This is a genomic window from Sporosarcina soli (assembly GCF_042655805.1).
GTDB lineage: Bacteria > Bacillota > Bacilli > Bacillales_A > Planococcaceae > Sporosarcina > Sporosarcina soli.
This window is the reverse complement of the sequence record NZ_JBHSNO010000006.1, coordinates 254,649-276,572: the sequence shown is the minus strand read 5'-3', so window position 1 is coordinate 276,572 and position 21,924 is coordinate 254,649. Positions and strand designations below refer to the sequence as shown.

Sequence of the window (21,924 nt, the reverse complement as noted above, 5' to 3'; positions counted from 1 at the left end):
TTACGCTTTTGCATTGTTGATAGCTAGCTACTTTATAAACGAACTTAAAGGTGTCAGAAAAGAGAGGGGTTTTTGAAATGATTAATGGAGAAAAAAGAATTGGAAGACCATTGCGCTGGGCAATGATTGGTGGCGGAAGACATAGCCAGGTTGGATACAAACACCGTACAGGGGCATTAAGAGATAATACGGCCTTTCAATTAGTTGCCGGAGCCTTTGACATTGATCCGGAAAGAGGAAAAGATTTTGGAGTAAACTTGGGTGTCGCTGAAGAGCGTTGTTATCCAAATTACCAAAGCATGTTTAGAAATGAAGCAGAACGAGAAGATGGAATTGAAGTTGTGACGATTGCAACGCCAAATGGGACCCATTATGAAATTACAATGGCTGCGCTTGCTGCTGGATTACATGTCATCTGTGAAAAACCACTCACATTTACCACTGCGGAAGCGGAGGAAATCCAAGCATTTGCGGAAAAACAAGGGAAAATTGTAGGGGTTACCTATGGCTATTCAGGAAATATACTACTGTTACAAATGCGTGCGATGATTGCACAAGGGAAAATTGGCGATATTCGAATGGTAGAACTTCAATATACACATGGATTTGCTGCGACAGATGAAAACGACCGGAAAAGTGAAGGACAAAAATGGCGTGTTGATCCTAAAATTGCTGGTCCAAGTTTTGTCCTTGGGGATCTTGCGACACATACCTACTACATGTCACAGCTCATTATGCCCCAAATGAAAATCAGCAAATTGCTTTGTGACCGTCAAAGTTTCGTAGGCAGTAGAGCACCGCTGGAAGACAACGCATATGTCATGATGCATTATGAAAATGGCGCGGTCGGCAGAATGTGGACGTCTGCAGTCAACGCAGGCTGTATGGATGGACAACGCATTCGAATTGTTGGTTCAAAAGCGAGTCTAGAATGGTGGGACAGTAAACCGAACGAATTGCTCTACGAAGTACAGGGCCAGCCGAGTCAAACCTTGGTACGCGGGATGGATTATTTGGATGAAACAGTGAATGCATATGAACGATTAGCTGCATTGCATCAGGAAGGATTGTCTGATGCCTGGGCCAACCTCTATTTGAATATTGCCATCGCAATCGATGCAAAAGAACGTGGCGACGAAGAGACATTAAATAAGTTGATTTACGCTGACATTAACGCTGGAGTAGAAGGAGTTCGTTGGGTGGAAACCTGTGTCCGATCAGCAGAAAATGGCAGTGTATGGGTGAATTTTGATGCAGGTGTCCCTGTTACATCATAAAAGTATCAGTGATGAATGATTGCAACGATAGCTAATTATTGTGTAAAGGAATTCAGTAGGCTGGAGTTTTGGATTTTAAAAAAATTTATGAAATGATTTTAGCGATTACATTGATTGGACTAGCCTAATATAATGCAACAATCTAAAACACCTTCGATATAGTACACTTGTAAAATGTACTTATATCGGGGGTGTTTTTATCTTCATTCAGCAGAAGACTCCCACCTCCATAGGTGGCGAGATGAATGCGTTTTGACTTCCTGTTCAGCGGGTGTTCAAACGCCTGCTGAACGAATAATGGAGGGCAGTCTAAGTGCGCGACGTCCTGTCGCAACGACTGCATGACCTACATCCTGTAGGCCCGCGGATGTCACAGATTTTGAAAGGAGTCAATTGAGCAGGCGCAATTCAAAATCTGGACGCAATCACGTCGAGGCGCGATTGATATGAAAAGCGTATGTTAAAACAGCTCTATGAAGGAAAGAATGTGGTGTTTGGAAAAAGTATACATTTGTTACTTGTTATAGATTACTTTGAATCGTCGACAAAACCAGAATTGGATTTTTTATTTTTGAGCACCTATGAGAGAATAGTTAGGTGAATATTCAAAGTATCATTTACAAAATCAGTGGACGATGATATGTTGTTATATAACGTTTTGAAAACGTTATAAGGTATCTTTGTTATGTATGGGTGAGTAAAAAGATATCTATAACATTTTAAATACGTTAAAAGTAAAAAGATTTATAGGGGGAGTGAGTGGTCGGAGAATCGGAAGAGAGGCTCAGTTGTTTCAAATTATTAATCAAAAGCTGAAAAATTCTTTAGGCGAAAGGGGAATTGTAATGTCAATAAATGTGAAAGATCACTACGATTCAGCATTGGGACCTGCAAGGAAGACAACAATGGATCCGGCATGGCCTTATGAGGATAGGATGATAACAGAATCGGGACGAACGTATAATGAGCTAACCCGAACGAAAGAATTTACGGACCTAATTAAGAAAAAGAAGGCATTTCTTTTACCGGCAACAATTTTTTTCCTGACCTTTTATTTTCTATTACCGATTCTTGCAGCCTATACAAACGTACTAAAAGGGGATGCGTTTTTCGGTCTAACGTGGGCATGGGTGTATGCACTACTGCAATTCGCAGTGGTTTGGATTGGGGGGCTCGTCTATATGAAGACCGCTGCACAGTATGATGTGACGGTTAAAGAGATATTAACAAAGCATAAAAAGGAGCTGGAGAAATGAGCCTTCTTTCTTTATCGCTTTTTTTAAGCATCGTTTTGTTAACGCTTACAATCACGTATTTTTCAGCGAAGAAAACGAAAAATGCAAGCGATTTTTATACAGCGGGTGGTGGGCTGACAGCTTGGCAAAATGGGTTAGCTGTAGCTGGCGATTTCATGTCTGCAGCTTCATTTTTGGGGATTACGGGTGCAATAGCGCTTATCGGTTTCGATGGATTTTACATGAGTATTGGAAATTTGATGGCGTTTCTGTTTCTGCTTTACTTAGTGGCGGAACCGCTCAGAAATCTTGGTAAATTTACACTTGCGGATATGATCACCTCACGCTTTAATTCGAAAAAAGTAAGGGGAATGGCAGCGATTAGTACGCTTGTTATCTCCATTTTCTACATGATTGCCCAACTTGTCGGTGCTGGTGGTCTTATTAAACTTCTACTTGGCATTGACTATGGACTAGCTGTCTTAATTGTTGGGATTATGATGACGATCTATGTTATCTTCGGGGGGATGACCGCGACAAGCTGGGTTCAGATTACGAAAGCAGTTCTTCTGCTTGGTGGGTCGTCTATTCTGACGTTCATGGTTTTTTCGAAGTTTAATTTTAGCGTTTCAGAAATGTTCCATCATGTGAAAACAGTTACTCCACTTGGGACGGACTATCTGCAACCAGGGAATAAATACAAGGATGGACTTGACATGATTTCGTTAAATATGGCGCTCGTGCTTGGCGCAGCTGGATTGCCTCATTTACTCGTGCGTTTCTTTACGGTAAAAGATGCAGTGACAGCACGGAAATCGGTTGTCTATTCAACGTGGTTTATCGGTGCTTTCTTTGTGATGACAATTTTCTTAGGTTTCGGTGCGGCATCGTTTGTAGGTTTTGATGCGATTGTCGGTGCGGATCCAGCTGGAAATATGGCGGCACCTTTGTTGTCCTTAATCGTAGGTGGGGATTTCTTGTTTGCTTTTATTGCAGCAGTAGCATTCGCGACAATTTTGGCCGTCGTGTCTGGTCTCGTGTTAACATCGGCATCAGCATTTGCGCATGATATTTACAGCGAAATTATTAAAGATGGAAAGATTTCTGCTAAAGAGCAAGTAATGGTGGCACGTATTGCTTCAATTGGCGTAGCGGCTGCTTCTATACTTCTCGCTTTATTTTCCCAAACCTTGAATGTCGCTTTCTTGTCCGTTCTGGCACTTGGGATTGCAGCAAGCGCAAACTTGCCGGTTATTTTGTTTACGATTTACTGGAAGCGCTTTAATGCATCGGGTGCAATTACTGGTATGCTCGTTGGATTATTGAGCTCCGTCATTCTTGTGTTTTTAAGCCCGAACGTTTGGAATTCAGAACCTGGCGCGGCTATTTTTGTAGGGGAAGCATTATTCCCGCTAGGAAATCCAACAATCTTCACCGTTCCGCTCGGCTTCTTAGGAGCTTATCTAGGGACTATTTTGTCCTCTGAAAAAGTGGATGAAGAAAAATATGCGGAAGTTGTTTATAAGTCGAATACTGGTCACGGTGTAAAATCTGTACAAAATCACTGATCTTTGAAATGAAAAGGAGAATTCACGTATATGAGTTCTCCTTTATCTTAAGAGCAATATAGTGATCCTAAGCATATGTTGATAAATTGTATTGATTTTATTTGTTATTATAAGTTTTCTGATTTTAGTGTTGACAATCCTTGAATTAGGTATTACTCTATAATCGTATTACGAAATAAAAACAACCGTAAATATACCGTTATATTGGAATCGAAGTTAAAGGAATGAGGAGGAGTTTACATGTTCAATCCACAAATAGAAACGTTATCACGATCTCAGATGGAAACTCTGCAATTGGAAAGGCTTCAGAAAACCACAGAGAAGGTATACCAGCATGTTGATTTTTACAAGCGAAAGTTTGGAGAAGCAGGGGTTACTCCGGAAGATATCAAAAATCTAGATGATATTACTAAATTACCTTTCACGGTTAAAAAAGATCTTCGTGACAATTATCCATTTGGTTTATTTGCAGTGCCACAAGATGAAATTGTTAGGCTACACGCTTCTTCCGGAACGAGTGGAAAACCGACAGTTGTTGGCTATACAAGAAACGATATCGATAACTGGGCAGAAGTGATTGCACGTGCGGTCGTATCAGCGGGTGGTAAAAAAGGAGATATTTTTCATAATACATATGGCTACGGTTTATTTACGGGGGGGATTGGGGTCCACTACGGAGTCGAGAAACTAGGCGCAGCCGTTGTTCCGGTTTCGGGGGGAAATACGGAAAGACAAATTATGCTCATCAATGATTTCAACCCAAGAGGAATCTCAGGAACACCATCGTATATTATGACGATTGCCGAAAAGATGAAGGAGATGGGCATCGACCCAAGAGAAACGTCCATTGAATACGGTATTTTCGGAGCGGAACCTTGGTCAGAAGAAATGCGCAAGAAGCTCGAAAAAACATTCAATTTGAAAGCGATTGATATTTATGGGCTAAGCGAAATTATGGGACCGGGTGTTTCCATTGAATGTCATGAAGCACAGGATGGCTTGCATATTCAAGAAGACCACTTCTATGTTGAAGTTATTGACCCAAAAACACTTGAACCAGTTGCCGAAGGGGAAGAAGGAGAACTTGTATTTACAAGTTTAACGAAAGAAGCATTCCCGATCATTCGTTACCGAACAGGTGACATCGCTTCCATTACAAGAGAAAAGTGTAAATGTGGTCGAACGACGACCAGAATGTCACGTATTAAAGGACGTACGGATGACATGATTATTCTACGCGGAGTAAACGTTTTTCCATCGGAAATCGAGCGTGTTCTCCTACAAGTAGAAGGACTTGTGCCGAATTACCAAATTCATCGTTTGCAAAAAGGAACAATGGAAAGTGTAGAGCTACATGTTGAACTTACAGATGAATTATTCAAAGAAATTGCTGGTGATCTTCGCCATCATAAAATACAGACCTTATCTAAGGGAATTGTGAAAGCGATCTCATCAAATTGTTTAGTATCGATGGGTGTCATTTTTAATGAACCGAAAACGCTTCCAAGGTCGGAAGGAAAGGCGATTCGAATCATTGATCTACGGGAAAAAAAAGTATTAGTAGAAGTTTGAAATGCTAACTATAAGGAGGAAAGCATATGTCTGAAAATCAGAAAATTTATGATGTAACCATTATCGGCGGAGGACCTGTCGGCTTATTTACCGCTTTTTATGCTGGACTGCGAAACATGACTTGTAATATTATCGAAAGCTTACCGCAACTAGGCGGTCAGTTATCCGCTTTATATCCGGAAAAATTTATTTATGATGTAGCTGGATTTCCAAAAATTACAGCACAAGATTTAATCAATCGCTTAAAAGAACAATTGGAACAGTTTGAACAGACGGTTAGTCTTGGTCAAATGGTTGAGCAAATTGAACGACAAGCAGACGGAACGTTCAAACTTACGACGGACAAAGCTACGCATTATTCGAAAGCAATCATTATCACTGCTGGAAATGGGTCTTTCCAACCGAGAAGACTTGAGCTTGAAGAAGCAACGAAGTTTGAAGACTCGAACTTGCATTATTTAATAACAGATTTAAATAGTTTTACAGGAAAGAAAGTCCAATTATTCGGCGGCGGCGACTCTGCTGTCGACTGGGCACTTATGCTTGAACCGATTGCGGAAAAAGTAACAATCGCTCACCGTCGCGATCGTTTCCGTGCACATGAAGCGACCGTTGAAGAAATGCATAACTCTGCTGTAGAAGTGTTGACGCCATATGTGCCAACGAAATTTATCGGAGATGATAAAATCGAGCAGGTTGTTCTTCAACAGGTAAAAGGAGATAAAGTGAAAGTGATTGATGTAGATGATGTCATCGTCAATTACGGATTCGTCTCTTCACTTGGACCGATTAAAGATTGGGAGCTTGAGCTAGACAAGAACTGTATCGTCGTCAACTCAAAAATGGAAACGAATATCCCAGGTATTTACGCTGCCGGTGATATTTGCACATATGAAGGAAAAGTTAAATTAATCGCCAGCGGTTTTGGGGAAGGTCCAACTGCTATTAGTAACGCAAAAGTATACATCGATCCGACATCGAAAGTGCAGCCAATTCATAGCACGACAGTGATGGCTAAAACGGAAGAAACGAAGGAAAAAGTTACTGTGTAACAATTAAATATACGAAAGAGAGGGAACTTGATATGTCAGCATATACAATCGTGAACCAAGAAACTTGTATTGCATGTGGAGCTTGCGGTGCAAGTGCCCCTGATATTTTTGCGTACAACGATGAGGGTTTTGCTTATGTTCTTTTGGATGATAATGAAGGCACTGCAGTAGTACCGGAAGATTTGCTAGATGATCTTGAAGATGCATGTGATGGTTGCCCAACAGATTCTATTAAGATGAGTGAAGAACCATTGTTAGTGGGGTCATTCGATTGAAACACTTTGTTTTTTTAAAACGGAGTATTCGGAAAAAGGCTTGCCTTTCAATGTAACAATAATGTATGCTATCGTTAGATAACGGTTATATATAGAGTTGGAATAAGAAGGAGGAGTTAGAAAATGGTTTTGGCAGCTGCAAGAACGGAAGAAGAAATGCAGATAGAATTTCTTGCACGTATTGAAGCAGGCGAGAAAATCGAAGCAGATGATTGGATGCCGGAGGAATATCGTGTGGCACTTATTAAATTGATATCCATGCATGGAATTAGTGAGATTATGGGGGCACTTCCCGAAAAGGAATGGGTTCCGAAAGCCCCTTCACTACGCCGAAAGCTTGGCATTATGTCAAAAGTACAAGATGAGATGGGACATGGACAGCTACTCTTGCGTGTTGCGGAAGATTTATTGAAGCCTTATGGCAGGAATCGCGGCGACTTGATGCAAGATTTATTCAATGGAGATTTGAAGTTCCACAACGTGTTCCATATGGAAACAAATACATGGGCGGATGCAGGGCTGATCGGCTGGCTCGTCGATGGAGCAGCGATCATCACGCAAACAAACATGCTAGGTGCTTCATACGGTCCATATGCAAGAGCATTGCAACGAATTTGTGCAGAGGAAGTATTCCACGCACAGCACGGAGAATCAATCATCCTTGCTTTAGCAGAAGGAACGGCTGAGCAAAGAGCAATGATTCAAGAATCACTGGACGGGTGGTGGGAATCTCTACTGATGTTCTTCGGACCGGCAAGTAGTAATACAACTGGCTCTTCAAAACAAGATGTAACGATTAAATATAGAATCCGTACAAAAACAAATGAACAATTACGTCAAGATTTCTTTGATAAATACATTCCACGCATTCAGTCGCTCGGTCTGACAATCCCAGATCCAACTCTTCGTTATGACGATGAGAAAAAACAATGGGAATATGCACAGCCAGACTGGTCTAAATTTAAAAAAATCATTAAAAACGAAGGGCCGCGTTCACAGGCACGCCTGAACTTACGCCGTACTTCTTATGAATATAACGCATGGGTACGTGATGCATTGAGTGCAGTCATTGACTAACAGAAAGGAGACGTTAACAGATGGGAAAAGAAGCAACATTTTATCAAGAGTTTGAAGTTTTCAGCAAACGAACACCGGCAGCATCGTTCCAGCACCAGTTTAGCTTACTTGCTCCAAATAAGGAAATGGCGCTGATCATGGCACAGGAAAACTTCATGCGACGTGAGCCGGTCGTTGATATCTGGATTGTGAACCGGAAAGATATACGTGGCCTGGAAGGTGAAGAGAAATTGATCCTTGGACGTTTGGATAATAAGGATTATCGAGAGACCAAAGGTTACGGCTACTTGAAGAAGAAATGGCGTCATTATGAACAGCAAATGCTGGATGAAAAAGAGATCTTATCTTGGGCAGGTGATAAAAAATGACAACTCATACTGAAGCATTGAAAGAGCTTTTATTCCAATTAGCGGATGATGACTTCTTGATCTCTTACCGCGGATCTGAATGGCTCGGCTTGGCTCCACACATCGAGGAGGACGTCGCTTCCTCGTCAATCACGCAGGATACGATGGGGCATGCGACGATGTACTATAACTTACTTGAGGAACTCGGGGCAGGAAATGCAGACGCGCTTGCACATTTGCGCCCGTCAGCGGAAAGAAGAAATAGTATTTTGGCTGAGCGTGTAAATGGTGAAGGCTACTACATGGAAACCCCGATTTACGACTGGGCTTACGCGGTTGTACGAAACTACTTCTATACACAGGCGAAACGCGTGAAAATCGATTCACTTCGTGAAAGCTCATACGCTCCGCTCGCGGAAGGAGCTGTGAAAGTGAGCATGGAGCTTCACTATCACCTCATGCACTGGAGAACTTGGTTTACACAGTTATTGAGTTCTACGGATGAAGCGAAAGAGCGGATGAACAAGGCAATTCAACTTGTGATGGAAGACTTTGGCGACATCTTCTCATATGGACAATATAAGGAAGCAATTGAAAGTGAAGGCCTCATAGCGAGCGAAGACGAACTGACAAAGAGTTGGCTTGCTGCGTTGACACCTGTTTTTGCATCACTTGGCTTGGAAGTACCCAAAATCCCGGTACCGACGAAAAACGGACGAAACGGCGAACATACGGAGGAACTAGATGCAGCGATTGCGACACTTTCCGAAGTGTACCGATTAGACGTGGAAGCTGTTTGGTAATCGATCATTAAAGGAGGCACCCCGAATGACAGTACTTACACCACTAACGAACGAGAGTATATACGGTGCGTTGATGAATGTAAAAGACCCGGAAATTGATACGGTGAGCATCCTTGATCTTGGAATGGTGGAGAATGTCACGGTGGAAGGGAACGACGTAAAAGTTGTTCTTCTGCCGACGTTCCTCGGCTGTCCAGCACTTGAGATCATTAAGAAAAATACAGTCGAGGCGGTGCAAGAACTTCCGGAAGTATCAGAGGTGGAAGTAGAATTCATATTCAGTCCACCGTGGACATCCGACCGGATCACGGAGCAGGGGCATGTCGGCCTACGGAAGTTTGGTATTGCGCCGCCACCACGCCATTTCGAGGAAGATGGCTCGTGGCACGTTGATTGTGCCTATTGCGGTTCTACCTATGTAACGATGGATAATATATTCGGACCGACCGCTTGCAGAAGCATTCTTTACTGTAAAAGTTGCAAAAACGTTTTTGAGGCAATGAAGCCTGTTTCAACATTAATGTAAAGTGAGGAGATTTATGATGGCAAAACTCGTAGCGTTGTATAAACACCCAGAAGATGAAAAGGCGTTCGATGACCATTACTTTAACGTTCACGGACCGATCACGGCAAAAATTCCGGGCTTGCGTGAAATGAAAGTAACAAAATTCACGAACTCTGTAATGGGCGGAAAACCACCTTATTATTTGATGTGTGAAATGATTTATGATGATGCAGAAGCACTGAAAAACGGTATGCGTTCAGAAGAAGGGAAAGCATCCGGTAAAGACTTGATGAGCTTTGCGGGTGACCTCGTCACATTGATTATCGGCGAGGATGCGTAAAATGGATTGTTTTGAATTCATTGAAACATCCTTGGCGGACGGGATTGCAAGTGTTGTTTTGAATCGTCCACGTCAGCTAAATTCACTGAATCGGAAAATGATCGGTGAAATTCTTATGGCAATGGAAGGATTTGATCGGGATCCAGATGCACGAGTCATCGTGCTTTCGGGAAAAGGTCGTGCCTTTTCAGCTGGCGCAGACATCGACGAAATGTCCGAAGATGATCCAATCCGCTTGGAATTGTTGAATCAGTTCGCGGATTGGGATCGAATTGCCAATATCAAAAAACCAATTATCGGCGCTGTGCAAGGCTTTGTTTTCGGCGGGGGTTTCGAACTTGCTCTTTGCTGTGATTCGTTAGTAGCGGCAAGTGGGACTGAGTTTTCGTTCCCGGAAGTCAATCTTGGTGTAATGCCAGGAGCTGGCGGTACACAACGGTTGACGAAACTCGTCGGACGGACAAAAGCGCTTGAATGGATTTGGACTGGGGAACGGATCACCTCAGAGACAGCTCTTCATCATGGCGTTATTAATCGGATTGTTGCACCTGAGCTCTTACTGGAAGAAACAATGAAGTATGCGGCGAAGATTGTTCAACAGCCACCACTTGCCGTTCGTCTTATCAAAGATTCAGTGAACAAAGCTGTCGATTATACATTATATGAAGGTATGCAATATGAGCGTAAAAACTTCTACCTGCTGTTTGCTTCGGAAGACCAGAAAGAAGGCATGAGTGCTTTCGTTGAAAAAAGGAAGCCGGAGTACAAAGGGAAGTAAAGGAGAACTGCCGTATGTACAATACGATTCGATATGAAATAACAGACGGAGTTGCCTGGCTTCGACTGAACCGTCCGGATAAATTGAATGCGTTTACGGAGCAAATGAACAAGGAAATAACGACTGCGATAAAATCCGCAACAACAGATGAACAAGTGCGCTGTATCGTCATAACCGGTGAAGGAAGAGCGTTTTGTGCCGGCCAAGATTTGGCCAGTGTGGATGAACAGATGGATCATGGTGAAGTGTTACGTAACCAGTACGGTCCAATGTTGAAAGCGATTCGACAACTTGAAAAACCGATTGTTGCAGCTGTCAATGGGGTTTCGGCTGGCGCAGGATTCAGCCTCGCGCTGGCGTGTGATTTCAGACTTGTCTCGGAGCGTGCCAGTTTCTTAAATGCTTTCATTCATGTCGGACTCATCCCGGATTCAGGGAATTTACATGTCCTTACAAAGCTCGTTGGACAGGCGAAGGCGGCGGAACTTTCGATACTTGGCGAGAAGGTTCAAGCGGCCGAGGCTGTACAATTGGGGCTTGCTAATCGATTGATTGCGGCCGATGAGTGGGAAGCTGAAGTGGCGGCGTTTGCGGGACGTCTTGCTACTATGCCAACAAAGGCAATCGGGTTGATTAAACGTTCATTGAACGCGGCTACTGAACTAACTTATGAAGAGTTTCTTGAACAAGAAGCACAAGGGCAGCGCATAGCGGGTTTGACTGCTGACCATCGGGAAGGTGTCACAGCGTTCATGGAAAAAAGAAAGCCTGTTTTTATAGGTAAATAAAAGGAGTGTTCGATATGTCGACGATTATAGAGGAAACGAAATTAGAAGTTAAACGGGATTTTTATTCCCTACTTATCAATGGAGAACAAGTGAAAAGCAGTACAGGTGATACGATTAAAGTTTATAATCCGGCAACAGGAGAACTAGTAGCAGAAGTGGCAAAAGCTTCACAAGAAGATGCGGAACGTGCAGTTCAAGCAGCACGCGATGCATTTGATCATGGAAAGTGGAAAAAAATGCCTGTCGGGTATCGGGCACGCACATTGAATAAAATTGCAGAAATTATGCGTTCACGTTTCAAGGAGCTTGTTGAACTTGAAGTGCTCAACACGGGGAAGACAGTAGATGCAGCACAAGGGCAAATTAACCAAGCTATTGAAGACTTCGAATTTTATGCGGGCGCAATTGTTGGCCACAGAGGTGTTGTAAATAACCTTCCAGGTCAGTTCCAAAACTATACAGAAAAAGAGCCAGTAGGCGTTTGTGCGCAAATCATTCCATGGAACTATCCGCTGATGATGGCGGCATGGAAAATAGCGCCTGCCATCGCAGTTGGTTGTTCAATTGTTGTTAAGCCAGCATCATTGACACCGCTTACGGCAATCGTCCTCGGTGAAATCTGTCTTGAAGCGGGCGTTCCTGCAGGCGTTGTCAATATTGTCCCAGGATCAGGTGCGGATGTTGGGAATTTCCTAGTCGAACACCCAAATGTGGACAAAGTGGCATTTACAGGCTCTACACCAATCGGTAAAGACATTATGGGCAAAGCATCTCAAACATTGAAACGCGTTACACTTGAACTAGGTGGAAAATCTCCGAACCTCGTATTTGAAGATGCAGACATTGATGCAGCTGTTGACGGTTCACTTTATGGTATTTTCTATAACTCTGGTCAATCCTGCGAAGCACGTTCAAGACTGTATATCCATGAAGCCATTTATGATGAGTTTATGGAAAAATTCGTGTCGAAAGCAAAACAAATCGTTTTGGGCAATCCGTTTGATAAAGGAACACATATGGGTGCCATCATCGACCAAGGTCAACTAGATACGATTGATGGATATGTTCAGCGCGCAGTAAAAGAAGGTGCGGAAGTGTTGGCGGGCGGTAAAGTAGTAAAGCCTGAAGGATTTGAAAGCGGATTCTGGTACGAGCCAACTATTATTGGAAATGTAACACAAGACATGGAAATCGTTCAGGAAGAAATTTTTGGACCTGTTGTGACGGTCATGAAATTCAAAGACGAAAAAGAAGCAATCGCTTTAGCAAATGATACAATCTACGGTCTAGGCTCCGCGGTTTGGTCAAAAGACGGTGCACGTGCGACACGTGTAGCGAACCAAATTCAAGCTGGAATTGTGATGGTCAACTGCCCGTTTTCCGCAATGCCGGGAACACCGTTCGGCGGCTACAAGCAATCCGGTTTTGGACGCGAATTGTCCATCGAGACATTGGACCTTTATACGGAAACGAAGAGTATCGTCTCCTACTTCGGTAGCCGCCCATTGAACCCACTCGGCCTCTAAGATACCGATTCATTACGACGCGGACGGGGATGTTTCTCTGTCCGCATTTTTTACCTTTATTCAGCAGGAGTCTGCTACCTCTATAAGTAGTGGGATGAATGTTAAATAGGTATGCATTTCAGTGTGGTTCAAACAGCTGCTGAATAAAGGTAGCCTCCGGCGGATGTCACAGATTTTGAAGGGATATAATTGCGCAAGCGCAATTCAAAATCTGGACGCAAATACGCCGAGGCGTATTTGATTTATTAAGGAGGAATAAACATGATTGAACGTATCGTTGTCGTCGGTTCCGGCGTCATGGGAAGAGGGATCGCCTACGTTGGGGCATTGGGAGGCTATTCTGTTTCCATCGTAGACATTAACCCTGATGCACTGAAAAACGCGGAAAATGAAATTTCTGTAATTTTTGAAAAGGGGATCGAAAGAGGAAAAGTAACAGCAGAAACAGTGGTCACTGCCAAAGAAAAATTATCTTATGTGACAGATTTAGCGCAGGCGGCAGCTAAAGCCGATCTCATTATCGAAGCGGTGCCTGAGATAGCCGCAATTAAAAAGCAAGTATTTGAAACGATTGATGCACATGCTCCAGCAGCATGTTATTTTGCAACGAATACATCGACGATGAGCCCAACAGAAATCGCGTCATATGGGAAGCGACCAGAAAAAACAATTGCCATGCATTTCTTTAACCCTGTACATAAAATGCCACTCGTTGAAATTATTCGCGGATTGGAGACGAATGATGAAACAGCTAAAGTCATCCGAGAAGTTGCTGAAAGAATGGGCAAGGAAACGGTTGTTATTAATGAATTCCCGGGATTTGTAACGAGTCGTATGAGTGCGCTCGTAGGAAATGAAGCATTCCACATGTTACAAGAAGGACTCGGTACGCCAGAAGAAATTGATAAGGCGATCAAGCTTGGACTGGGTTATCCAATGGGACCATTTGAACTCGTCGACCTTGTCGGGTTAGATGCACGGTTAAATAACTTGCGCTATATGCATGAAAAACTTGGAGAAAGATTCCGTCCGGCTCCTCTTTTGGAGCAGTATGTTCAAGCAGGACGTCTTGGAAGAAAGAGCGGTAAAGGTGTTTATGATTATGCACATCATGAAACTAAGAAAGAGTTGGTGAAAAAATGAAAGAAGTAGTAATTGTTGATGCCGTTCGAACACCGATCGGAAGGTACAACGGTGCGTTAAAAGACATTAGACCGGACGATTTAGGCGCTGTTGTTCTAAAAGCGCTTGTTGAGCGGAACCCGGGTGTTCCGGTTAACCAGATTGAAGAAGTTATTTTTGGTAATGCAAACCAGGCAGGAGAAGATAATCGTAACGTTGCAAGAATGTCGACATTACTTGCGGGTTTACCGATCGAAATTGGGGGTACAACACTTAACCGATTATGTGGTTCGGGGCTCGATGCAGTCATTTATGCCGCAAGATCAATCGCGGTCGGCGAAGGAGATATTTATATCGCGGGCGGAACAGAAAGCATGACGCGTGCACCATTCGTCATGGCGAAACCGGAACGGGCAAATCCACGCGGAGATATGAAAATGTATGATACAACAATCGGCTGGCGTTTCACCAATAAAAAACTGGAGGAAATGTACGGCGCCGATACAATGCCAAAGACGGCAGAAAATGTTGCCCAGCGTTTCGATATTAGCCGCGAAGCACAAGATCGTTTTGCACTTGAAAGCCAAGAACGTGCGAAAAAAGCAATGGCAGCAAACCGCTTTGCAGAGGAAATTGTTCCGGTCGTTTATAAAGACCGTAAAGGGAATGAAATTGTGGTCGACACGGATGAACATCCACGTCCCGAATCGACGCTTGAAGGACTCGGTAAACTGCGTCCCATTTTTGAAAATGGTACAGTAACAGCAGGGAATGCTTCCGGTGTCAATGATGGAGCTTCTGCACTTTTATTAATGAGCGCTGAAAAAGCGAAAGAACTCGGTTTGAAGCCATTAGCAAAATATGTAGCGGGAGCAACAGCAGGACTTGAGCCAGCTGTGATGGGGCTTGGTCCGATTTATGCATCCAGAAAGGCACTGGATCGTGCGGGCTTGAACAAGGACGACATCGGCTTGATTGAATTGAACGAGGCATTTGCTTCACAATCACTTGAATGTATAAAACAGCTTGAACTTGATCAGGAAAAAGTAAATGTTAACGGTGGAGCAATTGCATTTGGACATCCACTTGGCGCGAGTGGAGCACGTATTTTGACAACGCTCATTCATGAAATGAAGAAGCGGGATGAGAAATACGGCCTTGCGACAATGTGTATCGGTGTCGGACAAGGCATTGCGGCTATTGTCGAAAATATCCAGGAATGATCGTCAACAAAAAGCTGTCCAGTAAATGTTGGACAGCTTTTTGGACTTTATCCAAATAGAAGTATGCTAAATAAACCAAGATCTAAATTTGATAAAGGGGAGAGAGAGATGACAAATATTTTATTGACAAAAAGGAATGGAATTGCTTATGTGACGATCAATCGAGAAGAGGCGTTGAACTGCTTTAACTATGCTACACTACGAGAATTGCAAGAAGCAACGGATAAAATCGCGCTAGATTCGGATGTAAAAGTAGTCATTTTTACTGGAGCAGGGGACAAAGCATTCAGTGCGGGTGCCGATTTGAAAGAACGAAAAACGTTAACGGAGACGGAGACGAGACGGAATGTGCGGGCAATCCGAGATGTATTCAATAGCATCGCCGATTTACCGCAACCAACTATTGCTGCTGTGAACGGATACGCGCTTGGCGGGGGTTTTGAATTGATGCTTGCGTGTGATTTTTCAATCGCGGTACAAGGAGTTCTCATGGGGCTGACCGAAACAAGTTGGGCGATTATTCCAGGAGCAGGTGGGACGCAACGTCTTCCGCGCCTAGTTGGTGAAATGAAAGCAAAAGAACTGATTTTTACGGCGAAGAGATTTACAGCTGAAGAAGCACTGGAGCTTGGTGTTGTAATAAAGATTGTGGAAAAAGATCAACTGCTGGAAGTATGTGAGCAGTTTGCATCTGATATAACAAAAAATGGACCGGTAGCGATCAAACAAGCCAAGTATGCGATTACACAAGGGATGAATACTGATCTACAAACAGGGCTTGCGATTGAGTCGAAAGCGTATGAGCTTGTAATCCCAACGGAAGACCGTATTGAAGCGCTTAAGGCGTTTAGCGAAAAAAGAAAACCAGAATTTACAGGTAAATAAGTTAACATTTAAACATATAACGATATAATGGAAAGGAAAGTGGTTCTTGAAATGCTGTAAGGGAAGAGTGATAAACTATGTCGAATACGCAATCGATGATTTTTACAATTTATGGGGATTATATCCGCCATTATGGGAACAAAATTTGGATCGGCAGTTTAATTCGGTTGCTAAAAGAGTTCGGTCACAATGAACAGGCCGTTCGTGTAGCCGTCTCAAGAATGATGAAACTTGGCTGGGTTCAATCAGAAAAACAAGGAAATAAAAGTTATTATTTCTTGACAGACCGTGGAGAAAAACGGATAGAAGAAGCTGCTCGCCGTATTTACCAAGTACAACCGCATGAATGGGATGGCAAATGGCGCATGCTGATGTACACGATCCCAGAGGAAAAGCGGCACATCCGTGATGAGCTGCGCAATGAGTTGATGTGGAGTGGATTTGGCAGTTTCTCTAATGGCTGTTGGATATCTCCTAATGACTTGGCAATTGAGGCCAGATTACTTGTACAAAAATATGATATCGATGACTACGTCGATTACTTCTTGGTAGAATACCGGGGACCTCATTCGGATAAAGCACTTGTTGAAAGAAGCTGGCCACTTGAAAAAATCGAGGCAAAATATGAAGAATTTGTTTCCGCGTACAGTAAAAAGTACATCATCCATGAAAGTATGATTGATGAAGGACGCATGACGGATGCGGAATGTTTCGTCGAGCGAACAAATCTTGTCCATGAATACCGGAAATTTCTATTTGATGATCCCGGTCTACCAAAGGAATTGCTACCGGATATGTGGAGCGGAACGCATGCGACTCTTTTATTCGAAAAGTATTATAAATTATTAGCAGAACCAGCGAGCCGGTTTTTCGAAGAAGTATTTGCGAAAGATAATGACTTGGGGCGAAAAGACAAAGGGTATGACGCTAATGAGCATCCGTTTATCATTTCATAATTTAGGAAGTCATGGTATGCCTCAGTTGCTCATATAAACCCTCATTGAGAAAAAGGGGCTGCTTGGCAAGTCGATACAATTTACGACTTTTCAAGTGGCCCCATTTAATTTAACTATTTTACATTGACAATGTCCGGGAAGATTTTACGGTATTCATATCCTTTTTGAACGTAAGTGTCGATGGATAATTGAATCAGTTCTAAGTCTTGGTCGGTCAATTCACGAACGACTTTACCGGGAGAACCGATAACGAGTGAACGAGGAGGAATCTTTTTCCCCTGAGGAATGAGTGTATTGGCACCAATGATGCATTCTTCTCCGATTTCTGCATGGTCTAGTATGGTTGAGCCCATGCCAATAATTGAGCGTCTACCAATTGTACATCCGTGCAAGATGACATTGTGACCAATGGTTACCTCGTCTTCAACGGTGACTGGTGCGCCTTCGAATTGGTGGAGTGTGGAATTGTCTTGGATACTGCATCGTTTACCAATGCTGATGTTGTCTTCATCACCGCGTAATACTGCGCCGAACCAAATCGTCGATTCTGCTCCGATATGAACATTGCCGATTATATTAGCACTTGGCGCAACGAACACGGTTGAATCAAGTACAGGTGTGTGGTTGTTATACGTGATAATCATGTAAATGCCCCCATTAGAAAATAGTTGATTATTTTTGTTTGTTTTAATTATAACATAATTTCGTCAGGAGGTTAAAAAGTGTTACGTGTATGCGAAATACTTCAGATTATTTACCCGATCGTTCAAGGTGGAATGGGAAATATAAGCAACGCCCAATTGACGGCTGCTGTTTCGGAAGCAGGAGGGCTTGGCACGATTGGCTGTGGTACGATGACGTCAAAAGAAGTCGAACATATCATTTTAGAGACGAAAGAGCGAACAAAAAAAAAATTTGCGCTTAATATTGCGATCGGCGTGTCGCCTTATACGAATGAATTAATCGATTTAGCCATTAAGCATAAAATTCTAGTTGTATCACTTTCGGCTGGTAATCCAGCACCCTTCATCCCCAAGTTGCACGAACACGGTATCAAGGTACTGGCACTCGTTGCTTCCGTAAAGCACGCTCTAAAAGCGGAAGCGGCTGGAGCGGATATTTTAGTAGCGGAAGGATTCGAAGCTGCCGGTATCAATTCGCACTTGGAGTTGACAACCTTTACCCTCATTCCGCAAATCGTGGCAAATGTTCAAGTTCCTGTCCTTGCTGCAGGCGGTATCGGGGACGGTAAAGGACTTGCCGCTGCCTTCATGCTCGGTGCGGGCGGCGTCCAAATCGGTACTCGATTAATCGCAACGAAAGAAGCGCCGTTTCATAAGATGTATAAGCAATCTGTTGTCGAAGCGGAAGATACGTCGACTGTTATTCTCGGTCGGAGTATTGGTCGTACAAGAAGGGTGTTAACGAATGCCTATGCGAAAAAGATTAAAGAGCGTGAAAAGGCGGGGATGACACTTGATCAATACATGAACTGGACAACTGAAGACCAACATATCAAAGGCGCCATCGAAGGGGATATGGACAACGGTTTTATCAATAGTGGTCTTATAGCAGGTTTGATCGATGACATACCAAGTGTTAAAGAGTTGCTGCAGTCCATGATAGTAGAGGCCGAAGAAAGGATACAATTAACCGCCGACAGGTTTCGAGAAATTCGCGGTCGCGGTAAGTAATAGAGGGAAAGAATACAGCTTTTCTATTATTTTTCCTTCTCACCCTTTTCCGGCACCGGATCAAACCCGCCTTCATGAAATGGATGACATTTTAAAATTCGGCGTATGGCGAGCCACGAACCTCTCAATGCTCCATGTTTTTCGATTGCTTCCATTCCGTAATGGGAACAAGTCGGGTAGAAACGGCAGGAAGGTGGCGTCAATGGTGAAATGGCTTTTTGATAGATTTTGATAAAAATGATTAAGATTTTTTTCATGATGAGAACTCCCTATTTGCACTAATATGTTTATTGTAGTGACTAATGTGGTAAATGAACAGTGGGACGAATTAGATTAACATAATAGGGAGCGATTTTTATGTCAAAAGAACTTATTCAAGAATTGAACACGCAAGTATCCACATGGTCTGTTATGTATACAAAGCTTCACAATTATCATTGGTATATAAAGGGCCATCATTTTTTCACATTACATGCTAAATTTGAAGAACTATATAATGAAGCAACTGCCCATATGGACGAGATTGCTGAAAGGATTTTGACATTGGGAGGTAATCCAGTTGCGACGTTGAGAGAGCATCTGGAACAATCCGTTGTCAAAGAAGCGTCAGGTGAAGAGAAGGAAGATCAGATGGTGAAGACGGTCGTCGATGATTTCGGGGAAATCATGAAATCGCTGAAAAAAGGGATGGAGCTGGCCGCGAAGGATGGCGATGATATGACAGAAGACTTGCTGAACGCCACTTATCAAAGCATCGAGAAACATCAATGGATGCTGAACGCCTTCCTTGGCGAGGACAATAAATAATCAATACAACTTGAAATCAACCGGAACTTGCCGATAGGAAGGATATGGAGGGAGGAAGCGAAGTGGATATCAATTCCATCATGGCCAGCCAGCTGAGAAGCCTTCAATCGACGGTTCAGTTGAGCGTGTTGAATAATGCCCTTTCAATGAGCAGTACCGCCGCGACGGATATGCTGAAAAGCTTACCGGATCAGCCTGTCGCAGCCCATCCTAATAAAGGGGCTTCGATTGACGTCAAAGCATAATCTTTTTTAAGTTTACGCTGTAAATTAGGGATTCCTTCAGCCTGATTGAAAACGCTTGTCAGCCTAGGCGCGAAGTCGAGCGAAGACGCGAATCGAACTAGGGTTCATGAGCGGACGAGCGAGACGAGCAACAACGGATGCGAGCGTTTGTCAACAGGCTGAAAACATGCACTTCCATTTCTTTGGAAGTGCATGTTTTCATTCGAACGGTCCATCCTAAAATGAAAAAGGATGTGTCCACATGGAAACGTATAAAATGTATGTATCCGTCGCTAATCAGCAAGTGTATCATCGCCCCCATGACTCGCCTTGGGAATATGAAGTCGAAGTGCCGAATGCTTACGTATCGATATTCCATCGGTTATTTGATCAGATGTATGATCTTGAAATCCGTAATTTTTATAGGGCTCATTTACCGTATATCCCTTATCATTACGATAAGGATAACCATGATATCGATTTGCGGACGATGAAAGTGTATGCGCTCATCCATGAATTTACCGATGATGAGTCGAAACGATTCATTGAAAAACTACCGTATTTCCGTTGATTGGTTGGCCGTCCTTCGTTACACTTAGTATAATGAAGGACGTGATAACAATGTACCTATTTGAGGATATAAATGGTGGACGTGTCGAACTGACTTTCGGTGAAAATCGAATGGGCATGCAGGCTAGACACGTCCTTGTCGTATTAAAACATAATGGGAAATGGTTACTCACCCCTCATTCTACCCGTGGTATCGAGTTTCCTGGCGGTAAAGCGGAAGAAGGGGAATCCATCGAAGATGCAGCGATGCGTGAGACATATGAAGAAACAGGAGTAACTATTTCAAAACCTGTCCGATTTGCGCAATATGTTGTACATAATGAACTGACATTTTGTAAGGCGGTCTTTACCGCAAAAGTGGTGGACGTTGAGGAGCAGCCGACATTGCATGAGACGGAAGGTGCTTTATGGCTGACAGATGAAGAACTGGAACGTTGCGAGACGTTAAGCTTTCATATGAAAGGAACTGGAATGGAACAGCTAAGAAAGTGGGTGGAGGACAATGACGCTTAATGGAGTAATCGTTCATCGCAGACCGTATCCTTCCCCAAATCCGCATGTTGTTTTGGAGGAAATTACTTATTGGTCGGACGGGCATAAAGTCAAAGGGATGATGGCGGAACCGATTGCTACAGGAAACTATGAAGGAATCATATACCTGCGTGGTGGGATGCAGCATATCGGCATGGTGCGTCCAGCACGAATTGCGCAGTTTGCCGCTCAAGGGTTTGTCGTCTTTGCGCCGTATTATCGAGGAAATCGCGGGGGCGAAGGCCGGGATGAATTCGCGGGGGCCGATCGGCAAGATGCGGTCTATGCCATTGATGTGCTTAAACAGAATCCGAAGACGAATCGGGACAAAATCCACTTATTCGCATTTTCAAGAGGGGGTATCATGGCGCTTTGGACCGCCATTTTACGGGATGACATCGCCTCTGTCGTCACATGGGCAGGCGTCTCGGATGTCGTATTTACGTATAAGGAACGAAAAGATATGCGACGCATGATGAAGCGTGTCATCGGCGGAACGCCGAATAATATGCCGGAAGGTTATCGGGAACGGACGGCGCTATTTCGGATCGATGAAATTGATGCACCTGTCTTAATCATTCATGGCATGCTCGATACGAATGTTTCATTTCAACAGGCGGTGTTACTGGAGAATGCCTTGCGAGAACAGCAAAAGGATTATGAAACATGGTATTTTCCACAATACACTCATTATTTCCCACCGGTCCAAAATGCACAGCTCGTCCGCGACTTATGTGACTGGATGAGAAAGCAGGGAGATTAGGAGTTT

General features: G+C 43.4%; 26 protein-coding genes. 24 read left to right on the top strand and 2 right to left on the bottom strand.

All coding sequences use genetic code 11. The annotated features are described in order from the left end of the window. The first annotated feature begins 77 nt into the window (after window positions 1-77). The 18 genes from ACFPRA_RS13565 to paaX all read left to right on the top strand — a co-directional run bounded on the left by ACFPRA_RS13565 (window position 78) and on the right by paaX (window position 17,329). On the top strand, window positions 78-1,277 hold the full coding sequence (locus ACFPRA_RS13565; protein WP_381435562.1) for a Gfo/Idh/MocA family protein: 1,200 nt from the start codon (window positions 78-80) through the stop codon (window positions 1,275-1,277). A gap of 845 nt (window positions 1,278-2,122) precedes the next feature. Continuing rightward, window positions 2,123-2,533, top strand: a complete 411-nt coding sequence (locus ACFPRA_RS13560; protein WP_381435559.1) for a DUF485 domain-containing protein — start codon at window positions 2,123-2,125, stop codon at window positions 2,531-2,533. Next, complete coding sequence (locus tag ACFPRA_RS13555) at window positions 2,530-4,080, top strand: solute symporter family protein (RefSeq protein WP_381435556.1); 1,551 nt, start codon at window positions 2,530-2,532, stop codon at window positions 4,078-4,080. The genes ACFPRA_RS13560 and ACFPRA_RS13555 overlap by 4 nt, the downstream gene beginning before the upstream one ends. A gap of 240 nt (window positions 4,081-4,320) precedes the next feature. After that, on the top strand, window positions 4,321-5,652 hold the full coding sequence (locus ACFPRA_RS13550) for a phenylacetate--CoA ligase family protein (protein WP_381435553.1): 1,332 nt from the start codon (window positions 4,321-4,323) through the stop codon (window positions 5,650-5,652). Window positions 5,653-5,678: 26 nt separating this feature from the next. Continuing rightward, window positions 5,679-6,704 (top strand): NAD(P)/FAD-dependent oxidoreductase, encoded by a 1,026-nt coding sequence (locus ACFPRA_RS13545; RefSeq protein ID WP_381435550.1) that lies wholly within the window; start codon window positions 5,679-5,681, stop codon window positions 6,702-6,704. A gap of 32 nt (window positions 6,705-6,736) precedes the next feature. After that, window positions 6,737-6,979, top strand: coding sequence for a ferredoxin (locus ACFPRA_RS13540; protein WP_381435548.1), 243 nt, complete (start codon window positions 6,737-6,739; stop codon window positions 6,977-6,979). A gap of 123 nt (window positions 6,980-7,102) precedes the next feature. Continuing rightward, window positions 7,103-8,056, top strand: coding sequence for a 1,2-phenylacetyl-CoA epoxidase subunit PaaA (gene paaA / locus ACFPRA_RS13535; protein ID WP_381435546.1), 954 nt, complete (start codon window positions 7,103-7,105; stop codon window positions 8,054-8,056). Between the two features lie 20 nt (window positions 8,057-8,076). Next, window positions 8,077-8,424, top strand: a complete 348-nt coding sequence (paaB, locus tag ACFPRA_RS13530) for a 1,2-phenylacetyl-CoA epoxidase subunit PaaB (RefSeq protein WP_381435542.1) — start codon at window positions 8,077-8,079, stop codon at window positions 8,422-8,424. After that, a complete protein-coding gene (paaC, locus tag ACFPRA_RS13525; RefSeq protein ID WP_381435539.1) occupies window positions 8,421-9,206 on the top strand; it encodes a 1,2-phenylacetyl-CoA epoxidase subunit PaaC in 786 nt (261 codons plus the stop codon). The genes paaB and paaC overlap by 4 nt, the downstream gene beginning before the upstream one ends. Before the next feature lie 25 nt (window positions 9,207-9,231). Further along, window positions 9,232-9,732 carry a 1,2-phenylacetyl-CoA epoxidase subunit PaaD gene (gene paaD, locus ACFPRA_RS13520; protein WP_381435536.1) on the top strand — a complete coding sequence of 167 codons (501 nt, stop codon included), beginning with the start codon at window positions 9,232-9,234 and terminating at the stop codon, window positions 9,730-9,732. Window positions 9,733-9,748: 16 nt separating this feature from the next. Continuing rightward, entirely contained in the window at window positions 9,749-10,051 is a 303-nt protein-coding gene (locus ACFPRA_RS13515) for an EthD family reductase (protein WP_381435533.1), read from the top strand. Window position 10,052: 1 nt separating this feature from the next. Next, window positions 10,053-10,829 (top strand): enoyl-CoA hydratase/isomerase family protein, encoded by a 777-nt coding sequence (locus ACFPRA_RS13510; protein ID WP_381435531.1) that lies wholly within the window; start codon window positions 10,053-10,055, stop codon window positions 10,827-10,829. A 14-nt stretch (window positions 10,830-10,843) separates the two neighbouring features. After that, complete coding sequence (locus tag ACFPRA_RS13505) at window positions 10,844-11,617, top strand: enoyl-CoA hydratase-related protein (RefSeq protein ID WP_381435528.1); 774 nt, start codon at window positions 10,844-10,846, stop codon at window positions 11,615-11,617. 14 nt (window positions 11,618-11,631) lie between these two features. Then, window positions 11,632-13,143, top strand: a complete 1,512-nt coding sequence (locus tag ACFPRA_RS13500; RefSeq protein ID WP_381435526.1) for an aldehyde dehydrogenase family protein — start codon at window positions 11,632-11,634, stop codon at window positions 13,141-13,143. Between the two features lie 261 nt (window positions 13,144-13,404). Next, window positions 13,405-14,286 carry a 3-hydroxyacyl-CoA dehydrogenase gene (locus tag ACFPRA_RS13495; protein ID WP_381435523.1) on the top strand — a complete coding sequence of 294 codons (882 nt, stop codon included), beginning with the start codon at window positions 13,405-13,407 and terminating at the stop codon, window positions 14,284-14,286. Further along, window positions 14,283-15,488 carry a thiolase family protein gene (locus tag ACFPRA_RS13490; protein WP_381435521.1) on the top strand — a complete coding sequence of 402 codons (1,206 nt, stop codon included), beginning with the start codon at window positions 14,283-14,285 and terminating at the stop codon, window positions 15,486-15,488. Before ACFPRA_RS13495 ends, ACFPRA_RS13490 begins: the two co-directional genes overlap by 4 nt. A gap of 108 nt (window positions 15,489-15,596) precedes the next feature. Next, window positions 15,597-16,373 carry an enoyl-CoA hydratase-related protein gene (locus ACFPRA_RS13485; protein ID WP_381435519.1) on the top strand — a complete coding sequence of 259 codons (777 nt, stop codon included), beginning with the start codon at window positions 15,597-15,599 and terminating at the stop codon, window positions 16,371-16,373. A 77-nt stretch (window positions 16,374-16,450) separates the two neighbouring features. After that, on the top strand, window positions 16,451-17,329 hold the full coding sequence (gene paaX, locus ACFPRA_RS13480) for a phenylacetic acid degradation operon negative regulatory protein PaaX (protein ID WP_381435515.1): 879 nt from the start codon (window positions 16,451-16,453) through the stop codon (window positions 17,327-17,329). Between the two features lie 113 nt (window positions 17,330-17,442). Here the strand turns inward: paaX and ACFPRA_RS13475 are convergent, their stop codons facing one another. Continuing rightward, a complete protein-coding gene (locus ACFPRA_RS13475; RefSeq protein WP_381435512.1) occupies window positions 17,443-17,973 on the bottom strand; it encodes a gamma carbonic anhydrase family protein in 531 nt (176 codons plus the stop codon). 78 nt (window positions 17,974-18,051) lie between these two features. Between ACFPRA_RS13475 and ACFPRA_RS13470 the strand changes: the two genes are divergently transcribed. Then, the gene (locus tag ACFPRA_RS13470) at window positions 18,052-19,023 is read left to right on the top strand and encodes an NAD(P)H-dependent flavin oxidoreductase (RefSeq protein ID WP_381435510.1); all 972 of its coding nucleotides are present in this window, start codon (window positions 18,052-18,054) and stop codon (window positions 19,021-19,023) included. Between the two features lie 26 nt (window positions 19,024-19,049). Here ACFPRA_RS13470 and yidD read toward each other — a convergent pair whose 3' ends face one another. Beyond that, window positions 19,050-19,280, bottom strand: coding sequence for a membrane protein insertion efficiency factor YidD (gene yidD, locus ACFPRA_RS13465; RefSeq protein ID WP_381435507.1), 231 nt, complete (start codon window positions 19,278-19,280; stop codon window positions 19,050-19,052). A 100-nt stretch (window positions 19,281-19,380) separates the two neighbouring features. On the opposite strand from yidD, the gene ACFPRA_RS13460 reads away from it, so the two are divergent. From ACFPRA_RS13460 to ACFPRA_RS13440, 5 genes are all read left to right on the top strand, one after another. Next, window positions 19,381-19,830 (top strand): Dps family protein, encoded by a 450-nt coding sequence (locus ACFPRA_RS13460; protein ID WP_381435505.1) that lies wholly within the window; start codon window positions 19,381-19,383, stop codon window positions 19,828-19,830. 62 nt (window positions 19,831-19,892) lie between these two features. Further along, entirely contained in the window at window positions 19,893-20,075 is a 183-nt protein-coding gene (locus tag ACFPRA_RS13455) for a putative motility protein (protein ID WP_381435502.1), read from the top strand. Between the two features lie 241 nt (window positions 20,076-20,316). Beyond that, window positions 20,317-20,625: a transposase gene (locus ACFPRA_RS13450; protein ID WP_381435499.1), complete on the top strand. Its 309-nt coding sequence runs from the start codon at window positions 20,317-20,319 to the stop codon at window positions 20,623-20,625. 50 nt (window positions 20,626-20,675) lie between these two features. Continuing rightward, entirely contained in the window at window positions 20,676-21,137 is a 462-nt protein-coding gene (locus tag ACFPRA_RS13445) for an NUDIX hydrolase (protein ID WP_381435497.1), read from the top strand. After that, window positions 21,127-21,918: an alpha/beta hydrolase family protein gene (locus ACFPRA_RS13440; protein WP_381435494.1), complete on the top strand. Its 792-nt coding sequence runs from the start codon at window positions 21,127-21,129 to the stop codon at window positions 21,916-21,918. Before ACFPRA_RS13445 ends, ACFPRA_RS13440 begins: the two co-directional genes overlap by 11 nt. Window positions 21,919-21,924: the final 6 nt, after the last annotated feature.

What these genes read in the sequence shown, in the direction of transcription:
- ACFPRA_RS13440 (WP_381435494.1), top strand. Translation starts at nt 21,127, where the DNA reads ATGACGCTTAATGGAGTAATCGTTCATCGCAGACCGTATCCTTCCCCA.
- ACFPRA_RS13490 (WP_381435521.1), top strand. Translation starts at nt 14,283, where the DNA reads ATGAAAGAAGTAGTAATTGTTGATGCCGTTCGAACACCGATCGGAAGG.
- ACFPRA_RS13540 (WP_381435548.1), top strand. Translation starts at nt 6,737, where the DNA reads ATGTCAGCATATACAATCGTGAACCAAGAAACTTGTATTGCATGTGGA.
- paaX (WP_381435515.1), top strand. Translation starts at nt 16,451, where the DNA reads ATGTCGAATACGCAATCGATGATTTTTACAATTTATGGGGATTATATC.
- ACFPRA_RS13475 (WP_381435512.1), bottom strand. Translation starts at nt 17,973, where the DNA reads ATGATTATCACGTATAACAACCACACACCTGTACTTGATTCAACCGTG.
- ACFPRA_RS13485 (WP_381435519.1), top strand. Translation starts at nt 15,597, where the DNA reads ATGACAAATATTTTATTGACAAAAAGGAATGGAATTGCTTATGTGACG.
- ACFPRA_RS13510 (WP_381435531.1), top strand. Translation starts at nt 10,053, where the DNA reads ATGGATTGTTTTGAATTCATTGAAACATCCTTGGCGGACGGGATTGCA.
- ACFPRA_RS13550 (WP_381435553.1), top strand. Translation starts at nt 4,321, where the DNA reads ATGTTCAATCCACAAATAGAAACGTTATCACGATCTCAGATGGAAACT.
- ACFPRA_RS13495 (WP_381435523.1), top strand. Translation starts at nt 13,405, where the DNA reads ATGATTGAACGTATCGTTGTCGTCGGTTCCGGCGTCATGGGAAGAGGG.
- paaD (WP_381435536.1), top strand. Translation starts at nt 9,232, where the DNA reads ATGACAGTACTTACACCACTAACGAACGAGAGTATATACGGTGCGTTG.
- ACFPRA_RS13515 (WP_381435533.1), top strand. Translation starts at nt 9,749, where the DNA reads ATGGCAAAACTCGTAGCGTTGTATAAACACCCAGAAGATGAAAAGGCG.
- ACFPRA_RS13565 (WP_381435562.1), top strand. Translation starts at nt 78, where the DNA reads ATGATTAATGGAGAAAAAAGAATTGGAAGACCATTGCGCTGGGCAATG.
- paaA (WP_381435546.1), top strand. Translation starts at nt 7,103, where the DNA reads ATGGTTTTGGCAGCTGCAAGAACGGAAGAAGAAATGCAGATAGAATTT.
- ACFPRA_RS13560 (WP_381435559.1), top strand. Translation starts at nt 2,123, where the DNA reads ATGTCAATAAATGTGAAAGATCACTACGATTCAGCATTGGGACCTGCA.
- ACFPRA_RS13460 (WP_381435505.1), top strand. Translation starts at nt 19,381, where the DNA reads ATGTCAAAAGAACTTATTCAAGAATTGAACACGCAAGTATCCACATGG.
- ACFPRA_RS13545 (WP_381435550.1), top strand. Translation starts at nt 5,679, where the DNA reads ATGTCTGAAAATCAGAAAATTTATGATGTAACCATTATCGGCGGAGGA.
- ACFPRA_RS13450 (WP_381435499.1), top strand. Translation starts at nt 20,317, where the DNA reads ATGGAAACGTATAAAATGTATGTATCCGTCGCTAATCAGCAAGTGTAT.
- paaB (WP_381435542.1), top strand. Translation starts at nt 8,077, where the DNA reads ATGGGAAAAGAAGCAACATTTTATCAAGAGTTTGAAGTTTTCAGCAAA.
- ACFPRA_RS13555 (WP_381435556.1), top strand. Translation starts at nt 2,530, where the DNA reads ATGAGCCTTCTTTCTTTATCGCTTTTTTTAAGCATCGTTTTGTTAACG.
- yidD (WP_381435507.1), bottom strand. Translation starts at nt 19,280, where the DNA reads ATGAAAAAAATCTTAATCATTTTTATCAAAATCTATCAAAAAGCCATT.
- ACFPRA_RS13505 (WP_381435528.1), top strand. Translation starts at nt 10,844, where the DNA reads ATGTACAATACGATTCGATATGAAATAACAGACGGAGTTGCCTGGCTT.
- ACFPRA_RS13445 (WP_381435497.1), top strand. Translation starts at nt 20,676, where the DNA reads ATGTACCTATTTGAGGATATAAATGGTGGACGTGTCGAACTGACTTTC.
- ACFPRA_RS13500 (WP_381435526.1), top strand. Translation starts at nt 11,632, where the DNA reads ATGTCGACGATTATAGAGGAAACGAAATTAGAAGTTAAACGGGATTTT.
- paaC (WP_381435539.1), top strand. Translation starts at nt 8,421, where the DNA reads ATGACAACTCATACTGAAGCATTGAAAGAGCTTTTATTCCAATTAGCG.